Here is a 14,998-nt window from a genome sequence, read left to right as displayed (position 1 = left end):
GCGCTCTTATTCGTTCGGCCGCGCTTTCTCCGAAGCCGCCTTGGCCATCGCCTCCAACTGCTCCAGCATCGGCATCGGATCCGCCCCCACCGTCCCCGGCAGAAAGTCCGCGATCCGCTCCGGAGTCCAGCCCGCGCCCTCCGCGTACGCTGCCCGCAGCTCCCTCGGCTGCGCCCACACCGCGATCTTGGGCCCGGCGATCGTGTAGACCTGCCCGGTGATCCCCTCGTCGCGGGCACGGGCCGACAGCAGGTAGACGACCAGCGCGGCCACGTCCTCGGGTTCGCCGATCTCCTTGAGCTCCATGGGTACGTTCGCCGACATCCGCGTACGGGCGACGGGTGCCACGGCGTTGGCGGTCACCCCGTACTTGTGCAGGCCGAGCGCGGCGCTCCGTACCAGCGAGATGATCCCGCCCTTCGCGGCGCTGTAGTTGGCCTGGGAGACGGACCCCTGGTGGTTGCCGCTGGTGAAGCCGATCAGCGTGCCCGAGCCTTGCTTCCGCATCACCGCCGAGGCCGCCCGGAAGACCGTGAACGTGCCCTTCAGGTGGGTGGCGAGGACCGGGTCCCACTCCTCCTCGGACATGTTGAACAGCATCCGTTCGCGCAGGATCCCGGCCACGCAGACGACGCCGTCGAGCCGCCCGTACGACGACAGCGCGGTGTCGACGACGCGCTGTCCGCCCGCCATCGTCGAGATGTCGTCGGCGACGGCGACCGCGTCACCTCCGGCCGCCAGGATCTCCTTCACCACGGCATCGGCGACGTCGCTGGTCGGTGAACCACCGTCAACGGAGACTCCGTAGTCGTTGACGACGACCCGCGCTCCCTCGGCGGCTGCCGCGAGCGCGACGGCGCGTCCGATGCCCCGCCCCGCTCCGGTCACGGCGACGACCTTGTCTGCCAAGAAGTTCCCCACACCGGCCCCTTCCCGTCCCAGAGTTTCTGACGGACCGTTAGATTCAGTTGATTCTACGACCCGTCAGATACCTGGAGACAAGCCCCGGGGAGGACCCATGTCACTGCCGGCCGAGTTCCATGAGATCGCCAAGCGCGTGAACAACTGGGGCCGCTGGGGAGCCGAGGACGAGATCGGCACGCTGAACCTGATCACCGACGAGGTCGTACGCGAGGCCGCCGCGACCGTCCGCACCGGCCGTCGCGTCCCGCTCGCTCTCCCTCTCCAGCAGGACGGCGTGCAGACCGGGATGATTCCGGGGCGCGTCAATCCCCTGCATGCCATGGTGCAGATCAACCAGGAGATCTTCGGTCCGGGAACGGTGGCGTGCAGCGACGACGCCGTGACGATGGGGCTCCAGGCGGCGACCCACTGGGACGCGCTCACCCATGTCTCGCACTCGGGGAAGATCTACAACGGCCGTCCGGCCGACACCGTCACGGCCCACGCCGGCGCGGAGTTCAGTGGTATCGACAAGCCCCGGCACATCGTCTCGCGCGGCGTTTTGCTGGACGTGGCCCGCGCGCGCGGGACGGATCGCCTGGCGGGCGATCACGCGGTGACACCGGAGGACCTGGAGGCGGCCGAGGAGTTCGCGGGCATTCGTGTCCGCTCCGGCGACATCGTCCTCGTACGCACCGGACAGATCCAGCTCTATCTGGCGGGCGACAAGCACGCGTACGCGTACCCCTCGCCCGGACTGTCCGTCCGTACTCCGGAGTGGTTTCATGCGCGCGATGTCGCGGCGGTCGCGAACGACACCCTCACCTTTGAGATGTTTCCGCCGGAAATAGAAGGATTGTGGCTGCCGGTCCATGCCCTCGATCTCGTCGAGATGGGCATGCTTCAGGGCCAGAACTGGAATCTCGAAGAGTTGTCCACAGCCTGTGGACAAGAATCCCGCTATACGTTCCTGCTGTCGGCGATGCCCGAACCGTTCGTCGGCGGCACGGGAACCCCCGTGGCACCGGTCGCCATCCTCTGAGCCCCCATTGATGTCGCACTGATCGGCTGGCGGCGCGCTCCGCTGCCCCGAGCACGGCACTGCGCGCCGCCATCCGGCTCCGACGTACCCGCCCTGCCCCTCGGACGACCCCCGCCCGAGCGAGGACACCCCGTGGCCCTGTAGGAGCCGACGCCGAATCACGACCCGCACTCGACGAGGGCTCCCGTCACCGAAACCCTCGTCGTCCCCTCACGGCGAATCGCTGCCCACAAGCGTGATCAAACGGACACGTCACGTCAACACCTGTTCGGGGATTCATCACTTACGACCGATTTGTGAGCGCACGCACGGAAGCATTACCCGGCGCACTGGCGCTCCGCCGGGTAGCGCGTTTCGAAGCTGCGGGTTCGTCGTGGCTGGTCGCGCAGTTCCCCGCGCCCCTTAGGAGGCCTGCGGCCTCCTAAGGGGCGCGGTACCGCACCGTCCGATCAGACCGCCTCGTACGCCAAGTCCTCGTACGTCGTCGCGCCACCCCTGTACGCTGCCGCGCCTCCCTCGCACGCCGCCGGAGCCGCGTCGCACGTCTCCGCGTCCGCGCTCCGGTCCGAACAGCGGTCCACCTCGCACCAGATGCGCTTGCCGGCACCCTCGGGGCTCCAGCCCCAGCGGTCGGCGAGGCCGTCGACGAGCGCCAGGCCGCGGCCGTTGGTCTCGTCGCCGTCCGCGCACCGGGGGCGCGGCGGGCGGTCGCTGGTGTCGGCCACCTCCAGGCGGACCGTGGCGGGGACCTCTCTGCAGGCCTCTCCCGAAGCACCCCTCTCCGTCACCTCGTCACCCGCCGCATCCGGCAGTGACAGACGCAGTACGGCCGGACAGCCGGTGTGCACCACGGCGTTGGTGACCAGTTCGGAGACGAGCAGGATCAGCGTCTCGGCCAGCGGCTCATCGGCTCCTATACCGGATCCGGCGATCCGCGAACGGACCCATCTGCGGGCGCGCCCCACCTCTGCGGGGTCGGGCCCGATCTCCAGCTGCGCTTGAAGCACCTGCACCGTTCACACCATCCGAACCGGCGGACACATCGCCTCGCGGCCAAGGGCCACGATCATGGGCAAAACAGGGGTCACGGACCGTGATTCCCTTGCGTGACAGCATGGTTGACGTACAGTCACCCCAACAAGCGCTTCGGGCATATTCCAGCGCGAAGGAGTATGCGTGCGGCATACTGTGCGACGCTCGCCGTGGGGAGCCGAACGGGCTGGACCGGGGCTTGATCCCGCCCTGCGAGGGCGGCGCACCGCCGGGCCCGGAGCCGCCTCAGGGGCAACACCGGGATGGCTCGGCCTCAGAACCACTCGCATCCCACACAAGGTACCGGAGCACGCCGCCGACTCCAGGCCGTGACGGATCACACCTCGGACACAACCCGATATCGACGCACGGTAATTCCGGTATGCCACATTCCGCGGCATCAGTCCGTTTCGGGGTGCCACGATCGGCGACAAAGGGGTCACGCGGAGGCCGTTCAAGTGGCTCGCCTATCGCGCCGCCGGGGACAGCAGATCCTCCGCGAGTGCCTCCTCGGCGTCCGCCGCACTGTGGCCCCGCCGGGCCCGCACCCAGGCACGTTTCAGATGAAGGTGCACGTCGGACTCCCATGTGAAGCCCATGCCGCCGTGCACCTGAAGGCAGTCGCGAGCACCCTGTCCGGCCGCCTCGTCGGCGAGCAGTCCGGCCGCGGCGATGTCGAGCGGATCGGCCGTGACGGCGGCCGCGTACACCGCGCCGCGTGCCACCTCCACGCGTACCAGCATCTCCGCGCACAGGTGCTTGACCGCCTGGAAGGCCCCGATCGGCTGCCCGAACTGCTCACGCGTCCGGGCGTGTTGCACGGCCAGCTCGCAGGTACGGGCCGCCGAGCCGAGCTGCTCGGCGGCCGTGAGCAGGATGGCCACGGGGTCGGCCGGAGCGGCCCGCGGCACCCGGTGAAGGGGTGTCAGCGGGTCTGCCGAGCGCATCGCGACGGCTCCCGTCACGTCCCCGCGTACGACGTCCGCCTCGTCCAGCCACTCCACGAGGGTGCCGTCCACGGCCGCGACGACCCGCTCGCCGGTGGCCGCTCCGGGGACCTCGCCGGCTGCCAGGTGCGTGGCCACCAGCGGGCCGGGCAGCAGGGCGCGGCCAGCCTCCTCGAAGGCCAGGACCGCCTCCGGGAGCCCGAGTCCGACACCGCCGTCCGCCTCGGGGAGCCGCAGCGCGAAGAAGCCCGCCTCGCCCAGCTCGCGCCACAGTGCGCGGTCGAGGCCCGGGGTGTCCACCGCGGCCCGGAGCTGTTCGCGTCCGAAGCGGCCGGCGAGCAGTTCGCGTACGCCTGTCCGCAACGCCCGCTGGTCATCGGTGAGTTGGAAGTCCATGTCGGGAGGTCACCGCCCCTTCGGGAGGTCCAGGATCCGCTCGGCCACGATGTTCCGCTGGATCTGTGAGGTGCCGGCCGCGATGGTGTACGAGAGGGACGACAGTCGGTCCAGGGTCCACTCGCGGGACAGGTCCAGCGATTCCGGGCCGATGACCTCGGCGGCGGCGTCGTACAGTTCCTGCCGCGCGTGCGAGTACCTCAGTTTGAAAACCGAACCCCCGACGCCCGGGACCCCGCCGGTCCGTTCGGACTCGCTGACGTTCCACTGCGTGAGCCGCCACAGGGCGCGGAACTCGGCGTTCAGCCTGCCCAGCCGCCGGCGCAGCGCCGGGTCGTCCCAGCGGCCGTTCTTGCGCGCCTCACGGGCCAGTTCGCCCAGGACGCGCCGACTGGCCACCACCTCGCCGACGAAGGCCGTGCCGCGTTCGAAGGAGAGGGTCACCATGGTCACGCGCCAGCCGTCGTTCTCAGGACCGACCCGGTTGGCCACGGGCACCCGCACCTCGTCGAGGAAGACCTCCGCGAACTCGGTGGAGCCCGCGAGCGTACGCAAGGGGCGGACCGTGACCCCCGGGGCGTCCATCGGCATCGCGAGCCAGGAGATGCCCCGGTGTTTCGGCGCCTGGGGATCCGTACGCACCAGCAGCTCGCACCAGTCGGCGACTTCCGCATGGGAAGTCCAGATCTTGGACCCACTCACCACGTAGTCGTCGCCGTCCCGCCACGCGCGCGTGCGCAACGCCGCGAGGTCCGACCCTGCGTCCGGCTCGCTGAACCCCTGGCACCACACCTCCTCGCCGCGCAGCACGGGCGGCAGCCAGCGCGCCCGCTGTTCGTCGGTGCCCTCGGCGGCGATCGTCGGCCCGGCGTGCAACAGGCCGACGAAATTGGCCCCTACGTAGGGGGCACCCGCCTTTTCCGTCTCCTCCAGGAAGATCAGATGCTGCGTCGGAGTCGCCCCGCGCCCGCCCGCGTCGACGGGCCAGTGCAGGCCCGCGTACCCGGCGTCGTACAGCATGCGCTGCCAGCCGAGGTCGTACGCGCGCCGGGCCGGCCAGTCGTCGGGGGACGGCTTCGGGGGCAGCGTGGGGAGCACCTTGCCCAGCCACTCACGCAGCCGCGCGCGGAACTCCTCCTCTTCGGGCGTGTACGCGAGGTCCATGACGCGTCCGCTCGTCCTGTCCGGCTACTTGTCGAAGTCCAGGTCCAGCATGCGGATCGCGTTGCCGCGCATCAGCTTGTAGACCGTCTCGTCGTCGAGACCCTTCACATGGTCGAGGGCGACCTCCTTGGTGTGCGGGAAGGTCGAGTCGACGTGCGGGTAGTCGGTCTCGAAGGTCGCGTTGTCACGGCCGACCACGTCCAGCGAGGCGACGCCGTGCTTGTCGCGGAAGAAGCAGCAGAAGATCTGCCGGTAGTAGTACGTCGACGGGGGCTCGGGGATCAGGTCGCGCACCCCGCCCCAGGCGCGGTGCTCCTCCCAGACGTCGTCGGCGCGCTCCAGGGCGTACGGAATCCAGCCCATCTGTCCTTCGGAGTAGGCGAGTTTGAGCCGCGGGAACTTCACCAGGACGCCGCTGAACAGGAAGTCCATCATCGAGGCCATCGCGTTGTTGAAGCTGAGCGAGGCCTGCACGGCGGGGGGCGCGTCCGGTGAGGCGGCGGGCATCTGGGAGCTGGAGCCGATGTGCATGTTGACGACCGTTCCGGTCTCCTGGCAGATCGCGAAGAACGGGTCCCAGTAGCCGGAGTGGATGGACGGCAGCCCCAGGTGGGTGGGGATCTCGGAGAAGGTCACCGCCTTGACGCCGCGCGCCGCGTTCCGCTTGATCTCGGCGACCGCGAGGTCGATGTCCCACAGGGGGATGATGCACAGCGGGATGAGCCGGCCGCCGCTGTCGCCGCACCACTCCTCGACCATGAAGTCGTTGTACGCGCGTACACAGGCCAGAGCCACTTCCTTGTCGTGCGCCTCGGCGAAGGTCTGCCCGCAGAAACGCGGGAAGGTCGGGAAGCACAGGCTGGCCTCGACGTGGTTGGCCTCCATGTCCTTGAGTCGCTCGACCGGGTCCCAGCAGCCCGGCCGCATCTCCGCGCGCGTTATGCCCTCCAGCGTCATCTCGTCGCGGTCGAAGCCGACGGCGGCGATGTTGCGCTTGTACGGGAACTTGAGGTCCTCGTAGATCCACCAGTCGGTCGGCGGTCCGTCCGGGTCCATCGTGATCTGGTACTTGCCGCCCACGTACGCGAGTTCCCCGATGCCCGCGGTCAGCGGCTTGGGCCCGCGGTCCTGGTACTTCTTCGGCAGCCAGGTCTCGAAGAGGTGCGCGGGCTCGATCACGTGGTCGTCGACGCTGATGATCCGAGGCAGTTCGGTCATGGGTCCAGTCCCCTCCGGCGGGCGGATGCGACAGCCCGTATCTGATGGACCGTCAGAAAGAAGGCTAGCTTCGCACCCCTGGACCGACAAGGCGGCGCGGCCTACGCTCCTGGCTACGATCTGACTGGTCGTCAGTTTTAGGCCTCTTGGGGGAGCCGTCGTGACTGCTGATACCGCGCATGCCCTCGGTGCCTCGCGCACCTTCTGGGAACTCGTCGAACGCCGTGCCGCGCTCACGCCCGGCCGTCCCGTCCTGCTCCAGGACGACCGCACGCTCACTTTCGAGGAGCTGCGTTCGGGGGCGGAGAGGGCCGCTGCGGGCCTGTACGGCATGGGTGTGCGGCCCGGCTCGGTCGTCGCCTGGCAGCTGCCCACGCGGATCGAGACGGTGCTGCTGGCCATGGCCCTGGCGCGGCTCGGGGCCGTGCAGACTCCGATCATCCCCTTCTACCGGGACCGTGAAGTCGCCTTCGCGCTACGGGAGTCCGAAGCCGCGTACTTCGCCGTGCCGGGCCAGTGGCGCGGCTTCGACCACACGGCGATGGCGCACCGCATCGGGGCGCGGGGCGTCTTCGAGGCGTACGACTCCTTGCCCGACGGCGATCCGGACGTATTGCCCCCGCCGCCCTCCGCGGGCACCGACGTGCGCTGGATCTACTGGACCTCGGGCACGACCTCCGACCCCAAGGGCGTGCTGCACACGGACCGTTCGCTGATCGCGGGCGGGTCGTGTCTCGCGCACGCGCTGCGTCTGTCGGCGGACGATGTCGGCTCGATCGCGTTCCCCTTCGCGCACATCGGCGGCCCGGACTATCTGGTGATGCTGCTGCTGTACGGGTTTCCTGCGGTGCTCTTCGAGAAGTTCGCGCTGCCGGAGTCTCTGGAGGGGTACCGCAAGCACGGGGTGACGGTGGCGGGCGGGTCGACGGCGTTCTACTCGATGTTCCTCGCCGAGCAGCGCAAGCAGCCCGGCACTCCGGTCATCCCGACGCTGCGGCTGCTCGCGGGCGGCGGGGCGCCGAAGCCGCCCGAGGTGCACCACGCCGTCGTACGCGAGATGGGGGTCCAGCTCACGCACGGGTACGGCATGACCGAGGTGCCGATGATCACGATGGGGTCGCCGGACGACACCCCCGAGGACCTCGCGACGACCGAGGGCCGGCCTCCCGAAGGCATGGAGATACGGATCGTGGACGGCGAGGTGCGGCTGCGCGGGGAGGCCGTCTGCAAGGGCTATCTGGACGCGGCGCAGACCGCCGAGGCCTTCGACGAGGACGGTTTTCTGATCACCGGGGACCTCGGGCATCTCACGGAGAGCGGCCATCTGGTCCTCACCGGGCGCCTGAAGGACGTCATCATCCGCAAGGGCGAGAACATCTCGGCCAAGGAGATCGAGGATCTGCTGCACCGGCATCCGGACGTCGGCGACGCCGCGGTGATCGGGCTGCCGGACGCCGAGCGCGGGGAGCGGGTCTGTGCCGTGATCGAGGCGGTCGAACAGCCATCGGAGGCTTCGGCGTTGACACTGGAGACGGTTACTTCGTATCTCCGCGCGGAAGGGCTGTCCGTGCACAAGCTGCCGGAGCAGCTGGAGGTGGTGGACGCCCTTCCGCGCAACGAGACGCTGCGGAAGGTCCTCAAGTACAAGCTGAGGGAGCGTTTTTCGGGCTCTGCAGGGGACGCGTCTTCTCCAGGGACTGCATCAGGGCGTACGGCCTCCACGGAGGCGACGAAAACTACTCAGGCACCGTGAAGTAGCGGGCGAAGGCGGTCACGATCTCCGGCTCGGTGACGCGGCCGTCGGTGTCCGTGTCGAGTGCGCCGGCCGCGGTGGCGGCGATGTCCTCGGGTACGCCGAGGACCTTGAGGACGCGCGCGGTCTCGTCGACCGTCACCGCGCCGTCCTGGTCGCTGTCGGCCACGGCGAGTACCGCGTCCAGGAACGGGCGGGCGATCTCGGCGAACCGGTCCGGGTTGTCGCGCAGCCGCTTGACGGCGCCGTTCACGAACTCCTCGCGGGTGATCCGCTGGTCGCCGTCCCGGTCCGCGATCCCGGCCATGCCCTGCCAGAAGGCCTCCGCGCCGATGTAGAGGGCCTGTCCTCTCTCGGACCGGGCCGTCGTATCGAACTCGGCGAGCAGCGCCTTGGCCGCCGCGTTGAAGTCCGCGCGGTCTATATAGCCGTTGCCGTCCTGGTCGAAGGTGGCGAACCGGGCGGCGATCCGTCGCTCGTACTCGGTGCTGACCATGTCTTTTCAGGCCGCCTTACACATCAGATGGGGTGCGTCTGGCAGGGAGCGTACGACGCCGGGGGCTCCCGAGGAGCGAAAAACGACGCTTGTGCCAAGACCGGGGTAATTCCGCGACAACGGCGTCGCGATGTCTCAAGGGTGATCAACGTCGGCGCGTGACAGAGATCACTCCGACAGGAACCGCCCGGAGGGACGGGTCCGAAGGGGACCGGTCGGAAGGAGATCGGTCAGAAGGGGTTCACGCCGACAGCGGGCTCGACTCGTCGTCCACGGCCGCGCCGACGTCCGGGTAGACATCGAAGAGGCGGCGGACGCCGAGGGCGCCGAGGACGCGGTTGACGTGCGAGCCGTCCACGGCTCCCTGGGCGGGGAGGATGAGGCGGAGGCGGCCCTGGCAGGAGCTGATCAGCCGACGGGTGGCTATGAGTACGCCGACGCCGCTGGAGTCGCAGAACAGCACATCGGAGAGGTCGAGTACGAGGCTGTGCCGGCCGTCGGCCACGGCGTCGTGCACCCGTTGTCGCAGTACCGGTGACGTCACCAGATCCATCTCGCCCGATACCTGGAGCACGGCCCAGCCACCCTGCTCGCCGTCGGTCACCCTGAGCGTCACGCGCCTGCCTCTCCCTCGACGATGCTGATCTCCCATTGAGCCCGGACCGGGCCCCAAAAGGTCCCGATAATGTCCGCAAAGTCCGCGAAGACCTGGGAAGGGAAGCGGAAGCGGTTCCTGCATTTCCCTGGGTGCGCGGCTGCCCCGCCCTCGCTCCGCGAAACTCCCGGATCCCGAAACGAATTGCGTCTCAGGGGCCCCGTTTCGGTCGTACTCGGTCTACTTCGATCCTGTCTGATCAGAACGAGAAAGGGTAGACGCATGCACAGCGTGAGGAGGTCACTACCATCCGCGGCCCTTTCAGGGGCGCGCATTGCGGCAAAGGGGCGTGCGCCGTCAGGGCTGCCGACTACATTCGAGAGTATGCCGGGGACAAGAATCCGGTGAACAAGGGACATGTGCCGGGCACAACCGGGGGTGAGGGGGCCGCATGGCCGACAGGGACGCGCCACCCCGCTGGGACCGCAAGATGCAGCAGCGGCTCGCACGGGGGGAGGCTGCCGCGCTCGGTGAGCTTTACGACCGCTTCTCTTCACTTGTGCACGCACTTGCCCATCGCGTGCTCAATGACGAACAGGCTGCCGACAGCATCACCCGCGAGGTCTTCGCCCACGTCTGGGAGGACCCGGAGGCGTACGACCCCAGGCAGGGCCCCCTCCGCTCCTGGATCGCCACGCTGACCCACCGCCTCGCCGTGCAGCGCCTGCGCCAGACCGAGACCGCCGCGCTCGCCCGGGGCGGCGGTGGCAGCACGGAGGAGCTGGAGCGCAAGGTGCGCCGCGCCTCGGTGGCCGCCCGCGCCGACTACATCGTCACGGCCATGCCCGCCCCGCTGCGCGCGGCCCTGGACCTGGCGTACGTCCAGCGCCGCGACTACCGCCAGGCCGCCGCCGACCTGGACGTCACCGAGGACGAGGCCCGCCGCCGGCTGCGTCTCGGTCTCCAGTTGCTGGCCACCGCCCACGACAGCGGACCGTCCGGGACCCCGCCCGAACACGGGGGTGGACGGTGAACGACGCGGACCACTTCGGGGAGCACGACGGAGACGAGAAGGACGACGCCCACGACGCGCTCGGGGAGCAAGCGGAATCGGAGGAGGAGTACCGCGGCCCTGTGGGTGCCCAGGGCAACGGCCCACCCGGCCGGGACGGCGGGGACAGCCAGGACGGAGGGGACGGCGGGGACTTCGGGAACGGACCGCAAGGGCCGGGCAACGCCAAGGGACCCAGGAACGGTCAGGCGCCCGACGGGCCGCCGCGCATCCCCATGCCGCGTTCCTCCGTGGAGGACACCGGACTGCCGCTGCCCGATCCGCCGCCGGCGCCGCTCCTGCTCGAACACCGGGTGCTGAAGTCGCTGCTCGGCGCCTGGGCGCTGGCCGCCTGCTCGCCGGAGGAGACGGCGGCCGTGGAGGAGCACCTCGGGATCTGCGGTGCCTGCGCGGACGAGGCGCTGCGGCTGCGCGAGGCCGTCGGGCTGCTGCACAAGCCGGAGAGCCTCGATCTGGACCCGACGCTGCGCACGCGGGTGCTCGAGGGCTGCCTCGCCCGGCGCCCGCCCCGTATACCGGTGCCCGAATGGGCGGCCCCGTACGACGCGGAGACCGCCCGGCTCGACGCGCTGCTCCAGGACTTCGGCGACGCCGAGTGGCACGCGCCCGTACGGCTGCACTGGTTCGAGGGCGACAAGCCCACGAACCGGCGTACGACCGTCGCGAAGGTCATCGCCCACCTGCTGGCCGTCGACGGTCTCGTAGCGGTCGCTCTCGGCCTGGACGACCCGCTCGGCGACATCGCCGCGCGCGCCCAGACCCCGGCGGGCCGCACCGAGGCCTTCTGGCACGCGGCACACTTCCCGCACACCCGCTCCGTACGCGGACCGTGGCGCGAGCAGAGTCACGACCTCGTGCGTACGGTGTCGTTCGCGGCCGGAGGTTCCGGGCAACTGTCCGTGCCGTACGGCGACTTCGAGCTGCCGCTGCGGGACGCGATGCTGGACCGGGCCTTCGAGTGCTGGGTGCACGCGTGGGACATCGCGGAGGCCGTGGACTATCCGTACGAGCCGCCCGCCCCGCGGCAGTTGCACCGGGTGATCGACCTCGGAGCACGCATGCTGCCGGGGGCGCTGGCCGCCCGCCGGCAGGCGGGGCTCGCCGGGCCCGGCCGCGCGCGGCATCTCGTTCCGGCCGGTGCGCCGGGCCGCAGCCTGCGCCTGGAGATCGAGGGTTCCGGCGGCGGCGAGTGGCTCATCCCGCTCGACTCCCCCGGCGCGCTGCCCTCCGCCGACCACGAAGTGGCCCATGTGGCGCTCGACGGGGTCGAGTTCTGCCGCCTGGCGGCCGGCCATGTCTCGCCTGAGGAGGCGGCAGCCGGGCAGAAGGGGGACCGGGAGGCGATCAGGGACGTACTGTTCGCGGCGGCTTCGATGAGCCGGATGTGATGCAGGGGACGTGATGCAGGGGCGCGTACGCCCACGCGCCAGGCTTCAGGCAAAGACGACAGGCCTCAGGCGAAGACGACCGTCCGCCGCCCGTTCAGCAGAATCCGGCGCTCCGCATGCCACTTGACCGCCCGCGCCAGCGCCTGGCACTCCACATCGCGCCCCACGGCGACGAGTTGGTCCGGTGTGAGCTCGTGGCCCACGCGCTCGACCTCCTGCTCGATGATCGGCCCCTCGTCGAGGTCGGCCGTCACATAGTGCGCGGTGGCGCCGATGAGCTTCACCCCGCGCGTGTGCGCCTGGTGGTACGGCTTCGCGCCCTTGAAGCTCGGCAGGAAGGAGTGGTGGATGTTGATGATCCGGCCGCTCAGCTGCTTGCACAGGTCGTCGGAGAGGACCTGCATATAGCGGGCGAGGACGACCAGCTCCACCCTCTCCTCGCGCACGAGCTCCAGGAGCTGCGCCTCGGCCTGCGGCTTGTTGTCCCTGGTGACCGGGAGGTGGTGGAAGGGGATGTCGTACGAGGCGACGAGTTCGGCGAAGTCTGTGTGGTTGGACACCACTGCGGCGATCTCCACGGGCAGCGCACCGGTCCGGGCGCGGAAGAGCAGGTCGTTCAGGCAGTGGCCGAACTTGCTGACCATGAGGACGATGCGCATCTTGTCCTCGGCGCGGTTGATCTGCCAGTCCATCTGGAAGGAGTCACCGATGGCGGCAAAGCTGGCACGCAGCTTGTCCAGGGTGACCGGCGGTTCCGCGGAGAAGTGGACCCGCATGAAGAACAGCCCCGTGTCGTGGTCACCGAACTGCTGGCTGTCCTCGATGTTGCACCCGGTCATGAAGAGGTAGCTCGACACGGCGTGCACGATCCCCTTCCTGTCCGGGCAGGAGAGGGTCAGGACGTACTGGTCGGCGGCGGGCTCGGCCCCGCGGACGGACTGCTCGGTCATGCAGGCCAGGGTCCCATACCGGTACGACGCGAAGAGCGCACGTTCCACTCCACGGACGTACGACCGCTCGTACGGCCGGACGTACGGTCAGGCTGACCGCGTCATGATCCGGAGCACCTCGAGCGTGCGCGGTTGTGCGTCCGGGTCCTCCCCGTCGCTCGTCGCCATCCGCACATGCGCGTCCCGGGCGGCCCGCACGGCCTCCGGCCACGCCTGGTGCTCGAGGTAGGCGGAGACGGGCGCGTCCGGCCCCACCTGGTGCATGATCCGCAGCACGCGCAGTACGGCGCTGTCGACGAGCGCCGCCTCCTGCGAGTCCCGGAAGATCGTGCCGACGTATTTCTCGGCGGACCAGTTGTCCAGCCAGGTGTCCTCGACGAGGCGGTACACGGCGTCGGTGACGTCGCCGTATCCGTCCACGCCCGCGAGCCAGACGTTCTGCTGGAAGCCGGGGTCGGAGAGCATGTGCAGCGCGGAGCGCACATTGCTGCGCCAGCGCCACCACGGCATGTCGTTGAGTGGCATGCCGCCCATGGTGGATGAGCGGCGGCCATGACGGGAAGAGTTCTCCGAACCTTGCACAGTCACCGATCGTACGTTCCCACCCGAATCCGTCCGCGTGGACCCCTGCTATTCACCTTGGCGTCACCGATTGTTGAGCAAGGATCACACGGGCATTTGGAATGTGGCGGAATCGTGCATGCTCATGACCGGCAGGCATAGCACCCCCCACCATCCCCGCCCCCGACGCATCAGGGCCACCATGCTGTCCACGGGCGCCCTGGTGGCGTGTGCGTCCCTCGCCGCTGGTTGCGGGGTGGTCTCCGGGGTCACGGGGGGCTCCGGAGACGGCCCCGTGACCGTCATGACCATGGCCCCGGAGAAGACCAGGACGACGAACAAGCCCGGTATGCCCGCCATGGCGAAGACCTACGCACGCTGGGTCAACAAGGGCGGCGGCATCAACGGCCGTGAGCTGAACGTGATCACCTGCAACGAGCGCAACGACTCGGTGGGCGCCGCCGCGTGCGCCCGGCGCGCTGTCGACGAGAACGTCGTCGCGGTCGTGGGCTCGTACAGCCAGTACGGCCGTTCCCTCCTCTCCCCGCTGGAGGCGGCCGGCATCCCGTACATCGGCGGATACGGCCTCACCTACGACGAGTTCACCAGCCCGAACTCCTACCCCGTCAACGGCGGCCAGCCCGCGCTGCTGGCCGGCCTCGGCCGGGAGCTCGCCAAGAACTGCGGCCCCGTCACTCTCGTACGCCCGGACACGATCGCCGGCGACGACCTGCCGGTGCTGCTCGACGCCGGCCTCACCGCCGGAAAGCACGCGGAGGCCGGCGACCTGCGGGCCATCGAGGACGCCACGGAGTACTCGCGGCATGCCGAGGACGCCATCGAGCGGGCCACGTCCGACCCCACGAAGAAGGGATGCGTGGTGCCCGCGCTCGGCGACCGCACGAACACCTTCATGGACTCCTTCCGGCGCATCGCCGAGGACTACCCGGCGGTGCGGACCGCGACCGTGCTCGGCAGCGTCGACCAGTCGGTGATCAACGAAACGGGCCGTACGTACGAGGGGGCGTACGTCACCGGCTGGTACCCCGCGTCGAGCGACGCGCGCTGGGACGCGATGCGCGATGTGATCCAGAAGGAGGCCTTCGGCGACAACCGGATCGATGCCTCGGACGCGGGCGTGCAGACCACGTGGATCGCGTACACCGTCCTGGAGAAGACCATCGAGTCGCTGGGCGACGGTGAGGTGTCCGCACGCACGGTGCGGCGGGCGCTCGATGACGGACTGAAGATCGATACGGGCGGGCTGACGCCCACGCTGAGCTGGGCCTTCCAGGATCTGATCGCGGCGAGCGGGTTCCCGCGGGTGATCAACTCGAATGTGACCTTCCAGGTGGTGCGCGATGGGCAACTGGTCGCGGCTCGGAAGGGGTTTACGAACGTGTCTCGGATCCTGGAGAACGCCGGTTAGCTCCGCTGGTTGAGCAGGGGGTTCGTTTTTTGGTGCGGGTTCGTTGTGGCTG

14 protein-coding genes are annotated in these 14,998 nt (G+C 69.5%); 5 read left to right on the top strand and 9 right to left on the bottom strand.

Annotated elements, in window-relative coordinates:
• Positions 1–6: 6 nt before the first annotated feature.
• Positions 7–921 (bottom strand): SDR family NAD(P)-dependent oxidoreductase, encoded by a 915-nt coding sequence (locus OP79_RS21550; RefSeq protein WP_033321937.1) that lies wholly within the window; start codon positions 919–921, stop codon positions 7–9.
• Between the two features lie 97 nt (positions 922–1,018).
• Between OP79_RS21550 and OP79_RS21545 the strand changes: the two genes are divergently transcribed.
• On the top strand, positions 1,019–1,945 hold the full coding sequence (locus tag OP79_RS21545; protein ID WP_033321936.1) for a cyclase family protein: 927 nt from the start codon (positions 1,019–1,021) through the stop codon (positions 1,943–1,945).
• Positions 1,946–2,394: 449 nt separating this feature from the next.
• Here OP79_RS21545 and OP79_RS21540 read toward each other — a convergent pair whose 3' ends face one another.
• From OP79_RS21540 to OP79_RS21525, 4 genes are all read right to left on the bottom strand, one after another.
• Positions 2,395–2,958 carry an ATP-binding protein gene (locus tag OP79_RS21540; protein ID WP_033321935.1) on the bottom strand — a complete coding sequence of 188 codons (564 nt, stop codon included), beginning with the start codon at positions 2,956–2,958 and terminating at the stop codon, positions 2,395–2,397.
• 486 nt (positions 2,959–3,444) lie between these two features.
• Entirely contained in the window at positions 3,445–4,320 is an 876-nt protein-coding gene (locus OP79_RS21535) for an acyl-CoA dehydrogenase family protein (RefSeq protein ID WP_033321934.1), read from the bottom strand.
• Between the two features lie 9 nt (positions 4,321–4,329).
• Positions 4,330–5,484, bottom strand: a complete 1,155-nt coding sequence (locus OP79_RS21530) for an acyl-CoA dehydrogenase (RefSeq protein WP_033321933.1) — start codon at positions 5,482–5,484, stop codon at positions 4,330–4,332.
• Between the two features lie 24 nt (positions 5,485–5,508).
• Positions 5,509–6,702, bottom strand: coding sequence for an amidohydrolase family protein (locus tag OP79_RS21525; RefSeq protein ID WP_033321932.1), 1,194 nt, complete (start codon positions 6,700–6,702; stop codon positions 5,509–5,511).
• A 160-nt stretch (positions 6,703–6,862) separates the two neighbouring features.
• Between OP79_RS21525 and OP79_RS21520 the strand changes: the two genes are divergently transcribed.
• Positions 6,863–8,455 (top strand): class I adenylate-forming enzyme family protein, encoded by a 1,593-nt coding sequence (locus OP79_RS21520; RefSeq protein WP_078491920.1) that lies wholly within the window; start codon positions 6,863–6,865, stop codon positions 8,453–8,455.
• On the opposite strand, the gene OP79_RS21515 is transcribed toward OP79_RS21520, so the two are convergent.
• Together OP79_RS21515 and OP79_RS21510 are read right to left on the bottom strand one after the other, a co-directional pair.
• A complete protein-coding gene (locus tag OP79_RS21515; RefSeq protein WP_033321931.1) occupies positions 8,439–8,951 on the bottom strand; it encodes an EF-hand domain-containing protein in 513 nt (170 codons plus the stop codon). The two genes, OP79_RS21520 and OP79_RS21515, sit on opposite strands and share 17 nt — an antisense overlap.
• A 241-nt stretch (positions 8,952–9,192) precedes the next feature.
• Positions 9,193–9,603: an STAS domain-containing protein gene (locus OP79_RS21510; RefSeq protein WP_051744797.1), complete on the bottom strand. Its 411-nt coding sequence runs from the start codon at positions 9,601–9,603 to the stop codon at positions 9,193–9,195.
• 394 nt (positions 9,604–9,997) lie between these two features.
• Between OP79_RS21510 and OP79_RS21505 the strand changes: the two genes are divergently transcribed.
• Both OP79_RS21505 and OP79_RS21500 read left to right on the top strand, forming a co-directional pair.
• Positions 9,998–10,579: a sigma-70 family RNA polymerase sigma factor gene (locus tag OP79_RS21505; RefSeq protein WP_033321929.1), complete on the top strand. Its 582-nt coding sequence runs from the start codon at positions 9,998–10,000 to the stop codon at positions 10,577–10,579.
• On the top strand, positions 10,576–12,006 hold the full coding sequence (locus tag OP79_RS21500; RefSeq protein WP_033321928.1) for a zf-HC2 domain-containing protein: 1,431 nt from the start codon (positions 10,576–10,578) through the stop codon (positions 12,004–12,006). Before OP79_RS21505 ends, OP79_RS21500 begins: the two co-directional genes overlap by 4 nt.
• 65 nt (positions 12,007–12,071) lie before the next feature.
• On the opposite strand, the gene purU is transcribed toward OP79_RS21500, so the two are convergent.
• Together purU and OP79_RS21490 are read right to left on the bottom strand one after the other, a co-directional pair.
• Complete coding sequence (gene purU / locus OP79_RS21495; protein WP_033322030.1) at positions 12,072–12,956, bottom strand: formyltetrahydrofolate deformylase; 885 nt, start codon at positions 12,954–12,956, stop codon at positions 12,072–12,074.
• Between the two features lie 87 nt (positions 12,957–13,043).
• Entirely contained in the window at positions 13,044–13,544 is a 501-nt protein-coding gene (locus tag OP79_RS21490; RefSeq protein ID WP_033321927.1) for an SCO4402 family protein, read from the bottom strand.
• Between the two features lie 118 nt (positions 13,545–13,662).
• Between OP79_RS21490 and OP79_RS21485 the strand changes: the two genes are divergently transcribed.
• The gene (locus tag OP79_RS21485) at positions 13,663–14,946 is read left to right on the top strand and encodes an ABC transporter substrate-binding protein (protein ID WP_078491932.1); all 1,284 of its coding nucleotides are present in this window, start codon (positions 13,663–13,665) and stop codon (positions 14,944–14,946) included.
• Positions 14,947–14,998: the final 52 nt, after the last annotated feature.

The organism is Streptomyces yerevanensis, assembly GCF_000716805.1.
In the GTDB taxonomy this organism is placed as follows: Bacteria; Actinomycetota; Actinomycetes; order Streptomycetales; family Streptomycetaceae; genus Streptomyces; species Streptomyces flaveus.
This window is presented reverse-complemented; position numbering and strand designations above follow the sequence as displayed.